Source organism: Acinetobacter sp. YH12072 (assembly GCF_013419565.1).
Classification (GTDB): Bacteria; Pseudomonadota; Gammaproteobacteria; order Pseudomonadales; family Moraxellaceae; genus Acinetobacter.
This window is the reverse complement of sequence record NZ_VOZV01000057.1, coordinates 1-9,171: the sequence shown is the minus strand read 5'-3', so window position 1 is coordinate 9,171 and position 9,171 is coordinate 1. Positions and strand designations below refer to the sequence as shown.

The following is a 9,171-nucleotide window of genomic DNA, read 5'->3' as shown; positions in this document are numbered from 1 at the left end:
TCATGAAATACGGTATTCTGATGTGACAAAACCTGAATCCTGGTCGTTAAAGTGTTTGTTTGCACTCATATTTTAACTGTTAGGACTCAGGTTTTTTTATTTAAAGCAAACTATGGGACAGCAGTGGCATTTGCTCCCCTTTTTTCTAGATTCAGTTTTTAAAAGCGCTGACCTTCAGCAACTTTCTGTTTGAGTAACTGTGGCGCTTTGAAACGTTCGCCATATTTACGTTCCAAGATTTCAGCACGATTCAAGGCTTTGGTTAAACCATACTGGTTCAAGAACTGCACAGCACCTCCCGTCCAGGCGGCAAAACCAATTCCAAAGATTGACCCGATATTCGCATCGACCACTGACTCCAGCACACCTTCTTCCAGACAGCGCACAGTATCGAGGGCTTGAACAAACAGGAAGCGGTCTATCATTTCCTGTTCAGAAATATCCACTTCTTTATACCAATGCTCCAAGCCAGACCATAGCTGCTTTTTGCCCCCTTCAGGATAGTCATAAAAACCTGCACCAGCAGCTTTGCCTTTACGGTTAAACTCATGAATCATGGTTTGAATCACGGCATCCGCATCGGTGCTTGGACGTTCTTTGCCTTGTGTAGCCAGAGCCTTACGGCTTTCTGCAGCTACATGCTCAGAAAGCGTCAGAGAGACTTCATCCTGAATAGCAAGTGGTCCGACTGGCATACCGGCTTTCAGCGCAGCCATTTCAATACGAGCTGGATGCACACCTTCGGCAAGCAAACGTAATCCTTCCTGTACAAAGGTGCCAAAGACACGGCTAGTAAAGAAGCCACGGCTGTCATTCACTACAATCGGTAGCTTGCCAATTTGCTGCACATAGTCAAATGCCTTGGCCAGTGTTTCTGCTGAAGTATTTTTTCCCTTAATGATCTCGACCAGTTGCATTTTGTCGACTGGACTAAAAAAATGCAGACCGATAAAATTCGCCTGATTTTGAGAGGCTTGAGCCAAGTCACTGATGGGTAGAGTCGAGGTATTAGAGGCCATTACACCGTTGGCTGATAAATATTGCTCTGCTTCCTGAGTAACTTTGGCTTTGAGTTCCTGATTTTCAAATACTGCTTCAATGATCAGGTCACAGCCTTGCAAATCTGCTGCTTCTGTTGTGGTGTGAATCAGACTTAAAATCTGGTCACGTTTTTCAGCTGTTAAGCGGCCTTGAGCCACTTTTTTATCTAATAATTTCTGACTATAGGCTTTGCCTTTTTCAGCAGCTTCGACCGAAATATCTTTCAGCACCACCTGAATGCCTTTGCTGGCAGTGACATAGGCAATACCTGCACCCATCATGCCTGCGCCCAAAATACCTACTTTAGTAGCTTTCCATGGCGCAAAGTCTTTAGGATGGCTGGCACCCGACTTGATGGCATTCATGCCATGCCAGAATGTACCGATCATGTTCTTGGAAATCTGGCCAGTGGCGAGATAGGTGAAATAACGCGACTCAATTCTCAATGCAGTATCAACATCAACCTGAGCGCCTTCAACCGCAGCGGATAAAATGGCTTCAGGAGCTGGATAGCAGCCCTTGGTTTTATCACGCAGCATCGCAGGAGCAATGGCAAGCATCTGTGCGACGGCAGGCGAAGAAGGAGAGCCTCCCGGAATTTTGTAACCTTTTACATCAAAAGGCTGTTGGGAGTGCGGATGTTGTTTAATCCAGGCTACAGATTTTTCAAGTAATTCATCTAGCGATTCAGCGGTGTCATGTACCAGTCCCAAAGACTTGGCTTTTTCTACACCGAACTGTTTGCCTTCCGTCAGCAAAGGTAAGGCATTTTGCAGGCCTAGCAGACGAACCATACGGACAATACCACCACCGCCTGGCAGCAAGCCTAAAGTGACTTCAGGCAAACCAAACTTGGTTTTGGCATCATTCAACGCAATACGATGATGGGCACATAAAGCGATTTCCCAGCCACCACCGAGTGCGGTGCCATTTAAAGCTGCCACTACTGGAATGCCACGCGTTTCTATATAACGCAGTTTGGCTTTCATGTCTTCAATCATATTGAAGAATTCCGTGGCATGTTCAGGCGTCGCCTGAATTAACTCATCCAGATCACCGCCAGCAAAGAACGTTTTTTTAGCTGATCGGAAAATAATTCCGGCAATCTGTTCATCAGCCTGTAACTGGGCAACGACTTCTTCCAGAGCCGCGCGAAAGTCGGCATTCATGGTATTGGCGGACTGGTTCGGAGAATCAAAGGTCAGAATGACAATGTGATCTTCAGTTTTTTGATATTGAATTGCGCTCATGCTGATCTCCTTATACCAACTCAATAATGGTTGCGATGCCCATACCACCACCCACACACAGGGTAGCCAGTCCACGTTTCTTACCTTGACGTTCCAGTTCATCCAGTAAAGTGCCTAGAATCATGGCGCCGGTCGCACCGAGTGGATGTCCCATGGCAATGGCACCCCCATTGACATTGACTTTGGCAGGATCAACTTTCATTTCATTGATAAAGCGCATCACCACAGCAGCGAAAGCTTCATTGACTTCAAACAGATCGATGTCATCAATGGTGAGTCCAGCTTTGGCTAAAGCCTTACGTGCAGCCGGGGCAGGGCCGGTCAGCATAATGGTTGGATCGGCACCAACCAGTGCCGTTGCCAATACCTTGGCGCGTGGCTTGAGATTTTGCTGTTGGACTGCCTGTTCGGAGGCAAGTAATACGACTGCTGCACCATCCACAATGCCTGAAGAATTACCCGCATGGTGTACATGGTTTACAAAGCCTACTTCCGGATATTTCTGTAGAGCGATAGCATCAAAGCCCATCTGGCCCATCGTTGCAAAACTTGGCTTTAATACACTTAAGCCTTCTGCAGTTGTTGTTGGTTTAATAAATTCATCTTTGTCTAGAATCACGACGCCAGCTTTATCTTTCACTGGAATAATAGATTTATCAAAATAACCATTCGCTTGGGCTGCTGCCGCTTTCTTTTGTGATTGCTCGGCGAATTGATCTACATCTGCACGACTATAACCATCAATGGTCGCGATCAGGTCAGCCCCTATGCCTTGTGGAATAAAATCGCAAGCCATATTGGTTTCAGGATCTAATGCCCACGGGCCGCCATCAGAACCCATCGGAACGCGAGACATGGATTCAACACCACCCGCAACGACCAGATCTTCCCAGCCTGAACGAACTTTTTGTGCTGCCAGATTTACAGCTTCCAGACCCGAAGCACAGAAACGGTTGATCTGAACGCCAGCCACATCATTGTCCCAGCCTGCGGCAATTGCAGCAGTTTTGGCAATGTCTGCACCCTGATCACCGATTGGAGTCACACAGCCCAGCACAATATCATCCACCTGAGATGTATCCAGGTTATGGCGTTCTTTCAGTTCATTTAAGAGCGTAGTCAGTAAACTAATTGGTTTAACTTCATGTAATGATCCGTCTTTTTTTCCCTTTCCGCGTGGCGTGCGAATGGCATCAATAATATAGGCCTCGCTCATACAATATCCTTTTCTTGCTTTACTGAAATTGTTCTAATGCTTCGAGTGTAATGATTAAATCTTGAAGTGCAATGACGAGAACGGACCAGATCATTTGAGCAATTTGGTCAGTCTTGATGGATTAAAAAGCGGGCATAAAAAAGCCCAAGTCTGGAGCTTGGGCTAGGGGCTTGTAGCGCTTAATAAACGATACTTTTCAAGTATACATTTTTAGAGCAAGGTTTTTAATGGTAACCGTGTAACTGACGGTATAGGCCTGGTGTTACCCCTGTCCATTTTTTGAAAGCACGGTGGAAAGTGCTGGTTTCACTAAAGCCCACCTGTTGTGCCACGTCTTCCAACGTTAAATCCGGATTCAATAACAGGTGAATCGCAGCATCGCGACGTAGCGCATCTTTCACGCCCTGATAGCTCTTGCCTTCGGCAGCAAGACGGCGACGCAGGGTTTGTGGGGATAGATAGAGCATCGATGCAACATCGTTTAAGGTCGGCATTTCTTCACCGATCTGGCTCTTCAATACATCCCGGATCCGCGAAGTCAGCGAGTTGGTATTTTTAAATTTAACGAGAAGTTGAGCAGGTGCTGCTTTCAGGAATTCTTCCAGAGTTTCTTCATTCTGGCGAATTGGCAAATCCAGATAATCCGCTGCAAAGGTAATTTCAGTACGCGGCATATCGAACTGCATCACAGGTGCAAAGAACAGCGCATCGTATTCATCTGCATGCGCAGGGCGAGGGTAGCTGAAATGTACACGTTCCAGCGGCAGACGACGTTCAATTAACCACGATGCCAGACCATGCCAGATCATCAACATACTTTCAGTAATAAAGTGTTCCGGATCCATCGAATTTGGGATCAGGGGAACCAGGCGCGCTTCATGCTTGTCACGTTCCAGGGTTACAGACCAGTCATCACCAAAGAGTTTGTAGAATTGAGAAGAAAGCTCGAGTGCATCGCCCAGTGTTTTGGCATGAATAATCAGCTGACACATAATCGCGAAAGTGCCAAGACGACGCGGCTGCTTGTCAAAACCGACATGTTCGTCCTGAGTCACCATCCAGAGCATCTTGATAAAACGGGTATATTGTTCAGGCGAAATACGGGCCTTGGGCTGATGCAGAAGCTCGGCTTCAATCCCAACGTGAGACAATAAAGTATCGACATCCATGCCCAGGCGCTTAACGCCGTATAAGGCTGCATTGACGAAATGGATACTGATCGTATCACGACTCATGTTTAATCCTTCAGTCTCTTTAATGTTCACTAATATTTGACCTAAATGACAAAAAATAAAAAATCAATGGCAATTTACAAGAATCCAATTACCATTTTCTTACATGTTAAATTGCCGAAACTATCAAGGTAAATGGCTGAACATGACATTGTTTTTGGGCATTTATGTTCTTATGATGAGGCAAAAAGCGATATAAATAGAGTAATAACTCCAATGTCATATGCATTAAAAGGTTTGAAAATATTAGATTTTTCTACATTATTACCTGGTCCATTTGCCACATTATATCTTGCAGACATGGGTGCAGAAGTTGTGCATATTGAATCACCCACACGTCCTGATCTGGTACGTTTAATGCCACCTTTTGCACATGGACAGGCCACAACGCATAATTATCTGAACAGAAACAAACATTCTGTCGCACTGGATTTAAAGAATCCCGAACATATTGAACAAATCAAATCCCGAATTGCAGATTATGACATTGTCGTAGAGCAATTTCGCCCAGGTGTGATGCAACGGCTTGGCCTGGATTATTCAACACTCAGTGCGCTCAATCCACGCTTAATTTATTGCTCGATTACTGGTTATGGTCAGACTGGCCCTTATAAAGATCGGGCAGGGCATGATATTAACTATTTGGCTTTATCTGGGATTGCCGGACATAGTGGCCGGATCGAAAGCGGACCACCGGCAATGGGAATCCAGATTGCCGATGTCGCGGGTGGCTCTATGCATGCGCTGGTTGCCATTCTGGCAGCGGTGATTGAGCGGCAGAGCAGTGGTCAAGGACAATATATTGATATTTCCATGACCGATTGCGCGGCGACATTAAATAATATGGCAGCTTCTGCCAGTCTGGCGGGTAATCAGCACCAGCAGATTGAATCCGGTTACTTAAATGGCGGTACCTTTTATGACTATTATCAGACTCAGGATAATCGCTATTTGTCAGTAGGCAGTTTGGAGCCTCAATTCATGCAAGGTCTGGCACAATTGCTGGATTTGCCGATTATTCTGGAAAAAGGTGCTTCTTTCGCACCTGAAGATCATGCTTTAGTAAAACAGGCGATTCGCGATAAAATAAGATCCCAACCTCTATCTCACTGGCAAGCCTTATTTTCTCAGGCGGATTTCTGTGTCGAACCTGTATTAAAGCTTGATGAAGCCCTGCATTCTGAACTGGCGCAGCAACGTGAATGGGTGGTACAGGTGCCTGTTAAAGCTGATCAGCGAGAGCAAACCGAAGCTCAACTGGCTTGCCCGATCAAGTTTTCAAGATCAACTATGCGATATCAATTTATTGGTCAGGCTTTAGGCGAAACCAAAGAGTGGTAATTGAGCGACTTTCTCATTTTGGTTTATGAAAAAAACTGCTAAAGATTTAAAAAATAAATCATTCACGTTAAAAATCAGAAGAAGCTGATCTAAAGCTTTATATCATTGAAAGTTTGCTAGGCTTATCAATAAAATCGCTATGAAATATGTATAAAAAGCATTTTATTGATAGATTCAATGTCGTTATCCTTGCCGACGATATAATAGAAACTACTAGCTGTACGCCATGTATTTATATACTGATTTCGATCAGCAACTGATTAATGAACGTGTTGCACAGTTCCGTGACCAGACGGAACGTTATTTAGCGGGCAAATTGACGGAAGATGAATACCGTCCGCTCCGCCTTCAAAATGGTCTTTATGTACAACGTTATGCGCCTATGTTGCGTATTGCGGTACCTTATGGCCTGATGAATTCTAAACAACTTCGTAAAGTGGCTGATCTGGCGAAAGAGTATGATCGTGGCTATGCACACGTTTCAACCCGTCAGAATATCCAGTTTAACTGGCCTGCACTAGAAAACGTGCCTGATATGCTGGCTGAACTGGCAACCGTGCAAATGCATGCGATCCAGACTTCAGGGAACTGTATCCGTAATACTACCACTGACCAGTATGCAGGTGTGGTGGCAGGTGAAATTGCAGATCCACGTCCGACCTGTGAATTGATCCGTCAATGGTCAACTTTCCACCCGGAATTTGCTTTCCTGCCACGTAAGTTCAAGATTGCGGTATCTGCGCTGGAAGAGATTGACCGTGCAGCAACTTCATTCCACGATATCGGTGTCTATATCGTAAAAAATGAAGCTGGAGAAATCGGTTATAAAATTAAAGTCGGTGGTGGCTTGGGCCGTACGCCAGTAATTGGTAGTTTTATTCGTGACTTCCTACCACGTGAAGACCTGATTGCTTATCTTGAAGCAGTACTACGTGTCTATAACCTGCACGGCCGTCGCGACAACAAATATAAGGCGCGTATCAAAATCTTGGTAAAAGCTCTGACGCCTGAAGTCTTTGCTGAGAAAGTTGAAGCCGAATTTGCACATACTGTTAAAACGTTGAAGATTGATGCTGAAACGCTGGCGAGAATGGATGAAAACTTTACTCCATTTGATTACCAAGATTATGCAGATGAAGACTTCACAGAGCTGTTTGCTCAGTATCCGAAGTTTAAGCAATGGTTCAACATCAATACCAATGCACATAAAGTGAAAGGTTATCGTATTGTCACGATTTCACTGAAACGTGCAGGCATTGCACCGGGTGATGTGACCACTGAGGAAATGAACCTGATTGCAGATCTTGCAGACAAGTACACCTTCGGTGAACTGCGTACGACTCACGAGCAAAATATTGCGCTGGTAGATGTACCACAAAAAGACCTGTTCGAATTGTGGCAGACGCTGGATCAGCATAACCTGGCACGTGCGCATATCGGTTTCTTGACTGACATTATCTGCTGCCCAGGTGGTGACTTCTGCTCACTAGCGAATGCGAAATCCATTCCAATTTCTGAAGCGATTTCACGCCGTTTTGATGATCTGGATACCATTTACAACTTGGGTAAACTGGACCTGAACATTTCAGGTTGTATGAATGCCTGTGGTCATCACCATGTAGGTAACATCGGAATACTGGGTGTAGATAAAAAAGGCGCTGAATTCTATCAGATCACTTTAGGTGGTAATGCGGATCATGATGCCTCTATTGGTGACATTCTTGGGCCATCATTTGCTGCAGAAGTGGTGCCGGATATCGTAGAAGAAATTCTGAATACATATCTTGACTTGCGTCAGGATGGTGAAGAGTTTATTGATACTTATCGTCGTGTCGGCATTCAACCATTCAAGGAGCGCGCATATGCTTAATACCGCACTACAAGTGCTCTCTAAAGATGGCACAATCGCAGATAACACTTACCAGTTAATTGGCGAAGATGGTGCATTGCCACAGGGTGATGTGGTTCTAACTGTAGAGCAGTTGGACCAGATTGCTAATATTTCTGGTAAAAAAGCATTGTACTTAACGGTTGATGCTTCACCTGAAACCAATGAATTTCCACTTGACCAGCTTGATGCGATTTTTATTGAGTTTGCAGGTTTTAATGATGGCCGTGGTTATTCATTTGCTGCATTGCTTCGCCGTCAAGGTTTCCAGGGTGAGCTGCGTGCGACTGGTGATGTGTTCAAAGATGTCTTGAACTACATGAAGCGTTCTGGTTTTGATACTTTTGTCATTAAAGAAGGTAAAGATATTCAGGAAGCCGCTGCAGGTTTGGGTGATTTTACCAATCCGTACCAAGCTTCAACCGCCGTACCAACACCGAATTATCAAACTGGGGCTTAATTCGCCTTCAACTAAAAAGCCTCCATCTGGAGGCTTTTTTGTATTTAAACCTTAGAGTGCACGTTCTTCAAGTAGGCAGTTAATCATCCATTGCACTCCGAATTGATCCGTAAAGGCACTATAAAGCGCACCCCAAAAGGTTTTTTCTAAAGGCATTTCGATTTGACCATTCACTGATAAAGCTTCATAGAGTCGTTTGGCTTCATCCTGTTCATTGGCACTTAAAATAATCGCAATATAGTGATTAGTACCCTTACTAAATGCTGGTGTATTTTCAGTACAGAGTTTGTCATTGATATCAGAGCCCATGAGCTCTGTGTATTCATTAATTGGAAGTGAGATATGCAAAATCAGATTTTTTTCTTCATCTGATAAATCAATTCCTTGCTGTCCAGGCGTATCTCCATAACGGGTTAGACTGGAAAATTCGCCACCAAATACCGAACGATAAAAGGTAAAGGCAGCTTCGGTTTCACCCTGGAAATTGAGATAGTGATTAAGTCGCATGCAGGATTCCTTTTCTTATTCTGAATCCCTTTAATTTACGCCCTGAATTGAATCTGATTGATAAAGAAGCTTTATGAAAATGTAATTAAAAGAATTTACTTTATGGATAGATAAGGCGGATTCAAGCGGCAAGTGCAACAGTATAAAAACCAGCCATAACTTCACTCGGTGTATACCAACCTAGTGTTTTTCTAGGACGATGGTTGAGTGCAAATTCTATCTGCTCTATTTGTTCG

Annotated in this window: 7 protein-coding genes and 1 pseudogene; 3 read left to right on the top strand and 5 right to left on the bottom strand. The window is 44.4% G+C overall.

The window, feature by feature from the left end; all coding sequences use genetic code 11:
* Positions 1-158 precede the first annotated feature (158 nt).
* From FTU19_RS15255 to FTU19_RS15245, 3 genes are all read right to left on the bottom strand, one after another.
* Positions 159-2,291: a 3-hydroxyacyl-CoA dehydrogenase NAD-binding domain-containing protein gene (locus FTU19_RS15255; RefSeq protein WP_180131832.1), complete on the bottom strand. Its 2,133-nt coding sequence runs from the start codon at positions 2,289-2,291 to the stop codon at positions 159-161.
* Positions 2,292-2,301: 10 nt separating this feature from the next.
* Positions 2,302-3,507 (bottom strand): acetyl-CoA C-acetyltransferase, encoded by a 1,206-nt coding sequence (locus FTU19_RS15250; RefSeq protein WP_180131831.1) that lies wholly within the window; start codon positions 3,505-3,507, stop codon positions 2,302-2,304.
* Positions 3,508-3,731: 224 nt separating this feature from the next.
* On the bottom strand, positions 3,732-4,742 hold the full coding sequence (locus FTU19_RS15245; RefSeq protein WP_004785199.1) for an AraC family transcriptional regulator: 1,011 nt from the start codon (positions 4,740-4,742) through the stop codon (positions 3,732-3,734).
* 213 nt (positions 4,743-4,955) lie between these two features.
* Here FTU19_RS15245 and FTU19_RS15240 point away from each other — a divergent pair, with 213 nt between their 5' ends.
* The 3 genes from FTU19_RS15240 to FTU19_RS15230 all read left to right on the top strand — a co-directional run bounded on the left by FTU19_RS15240 (position 4,956) and on the right by FTU19_RS15230 (position 8,428).
* Positions 4,956-6,080: a CaiB/BaiF CoA-transferase family protein gene (locus tag FTU19_RS15240; RefSeq protein WP_179993199.1), complete on the top strand. Its 1,125-nt coding sequence runs from the start codon at positions 4,956-4,958 to the stop codon at positions 6,078-6,080.
* A gap of 226 nt (positions 6,081-6,306) precedes the next feature.
* Complete coding sequence (locus FTU19_RS15235) at positions 6,307-7,950, top strand: nitrite/sulfite reductase (RefSeq protein ID WP_159123674.1); 1,644 nt, start codon at positions 6,307-6,309, stop codon at positions 7,948-7,950.
* On the top strand, positions 7,943-8,428 hold the full coding sequence (locus tag FTU19_RS15230) for a DUF934 domain-containing protein (RefSeq protein ID WP_180131828.1): 486 nt from the start codon (positions 7,943-7,945) through the stop codon (positions 8,426-8,428). Before FTU19_RS15235 ends, FTU19_RS15230 begins: the two co-directional genes overlap by 8 nt.
* Positions 8,429-8,479: 51 nt before the next feature.
* Here the strand turns inward: FTU19_RS15230 and FTU19_RS15225 are convergent, their stop codons facing one another.
* On the bottom strand, positions 8,480-8,935 hold the full coding sequence (locus tag FTU19_RS15225; RefSeq protein ID WP_166139146.1) for a VOC family protein: 456 nt from the start codon (positions 8,933-8,935) through the stop codon (positions 8,480-8,482).
* A 121-nt stretch (positions 8,936-9,056) separates the two neighbouring features.
* Positions 9,057-9,171: pseudogene (locus tag FTU19_RS15220) on the bottom strand (IS30 family transposase); the annotation flags it as partial.